The 1,690-nt window shown below is 57.9% G+C and carries 2 pseudogenes; both read right to left on the bottom strand.

From position 1 onward, the window contains the following. Nucleotides 1-165 precede the first annotated feature (165 nt). Nucleotides 166-931, bottom strand: a pseudogene (locus tag M0974_RS29005) (ABC transporter ATP-binding protein). A gap of 129 nt (nt 932-1,060) precedes the next feature. Further along, nucleotides 1,061-1,690: pseudogene (locus M0974_RS29000) on the bottom strand (ABC transporter substrate-binding protein); the annotation flags it as partial.

Genomic DNA, 1,690 nt, shown 5'->3' with positions numbered 1-1,690 from the left:
GGGCGTGTAGCACATCATGCGAACCAAGGGGCAGGATTGGTGACATAGCCTACCAGAGCGCGGTGCCCAGATCAGTTACCTCTACTAGCTGTGCGTCTGTCACCGTCAAAATGTCATCAACGTCTCGGCGAATAATGGGGGTCGGCGACGTTGAACGGGACGGTATCACCGCTTGCCCAGATAACTGCAGATCACCACGACCAAGTAATTCCTGCGCCGCGCCCTGAGCCACGACGCGGCCGGTATCCAGCACATAGGCCTGAGAAGCGTATTTCAACGCGATATTGATGTTCTGCTCGGCGATCAGAAAACTGACGTTTTCTTCACGATTGAGCTGGGCGACGATTTCAAAGATTTCCCCCACGATGATCGGCGCCAGGCCCATGGACGGCTCATCAAGCAATACCAGTGACGGCCGCGTCATCAAGGCCCGTCCGATGGCAACCATCTGCTGCTCTCCCCCTGAAGTCAGTCCGGCCTGGGTTTTGTACTTAGTCTTGAGCCGTGGAAACCAGGCGTAGATCCGTTCCAAATCCTGCTCCATCTGCTGGCGGGACAAACGCCGGACGAAACCGGACGAGCGCAAATTGTCCTCCACTGTGAGGTGGGCAAACACATGCCGCCCCTCCAGCACATGGACCATGCCATTGCGCACCAATTCGTTTGGGCTGCTACGCGACGTCTCATGGCCCTGGAAGCGGATGGCGCCACGGCTGATCTCGGTACGCTCAGCCTTGATCAACCCGGAGATGGCTTTGAGCGTGGTGCTCTTGCCCGCGCCGTTGGCACCCAGCAGCGCGACAATAGCGCCGTCAGGCACGCTCAGAGAAACACCGGCAACCGCGAGGATCGCCGAATCGTAGACCACCTCGATATCATCGACATGCAGCAGGGTTTGCGTAGTAGCGCGTAGGGCTGGCTGAACACTCATGCTGTCGCCTCATGGTCTGGCGGTGCACGCCGGCCGTCATTGGCAGACGCGCCGAACGCGAGCTGTCGCTTACTCGTCACGGCTGCAATCGCGTGGCGTGATATTTTTCTCTTTGGCGAATGCCGCAGATTACTCATCGATCAAAGGCCGCAGCAACGTGCGATCCGCTGCGATCCAGTCGCTGACCAGCGTCCAGCGGCTGCCATCCCATTGCTGAACCCTGGCGGAACCACCACCTTCATGGTCATCGCAGGACAGCACGAGGTTTTGCATCAGCCCCAGATAACCCATGTCCTTGAGGCGGGCATCATCGATCTTCAAGTGCTCCAGCCCCCAACGACCTTCCTCGCCATTGAGTGGCCGTTTGCCGAATTTGCTCTGTCCGGTACGAATCGCCTCGACCGCAATGGCCGCGTTGACCAGCCCGGAGTTGTAATACACGCTGCCGAAGCTCTTCTTATCCTTGAGGTCGCTTTTGCCAGCATCGAGGATGTATTGCTTCAGGCGCTTGTGGATCTCGAAATCAGTGCCCGACAGATACGGCGTTAACGCCAGGTAACCCTTGGCCGCATCGCCCGCTGGAATCACGTCTTCGCTGGAACTGGCCCAGATGTCACCGACGATATGGTCCACCGGGAAACCAAAGCACGCGGCGGTCGCCAAGTTGTTGGAAATGGCCGGAGCCGGATTGGTGATAGTAGTGTTTTTGGCATAATTTTCAAATGTCCAGTCCGCCACCGTGTCAAAGGAAACACCGTT

The sequence above is a fragment of the Pseudomonas sp. genome (assembly GCF_026224925.1).
Taxonomy (GTDB): domain Bacteria; phylum Pseudomonadota; class Gammaproteobacteria; order Pseudomonadales; family Pseudomonadaceae; genus Aquipseudomonas.
This window is presented reverse-complemented; position numbering and strand designations above follow the sequence as displayed.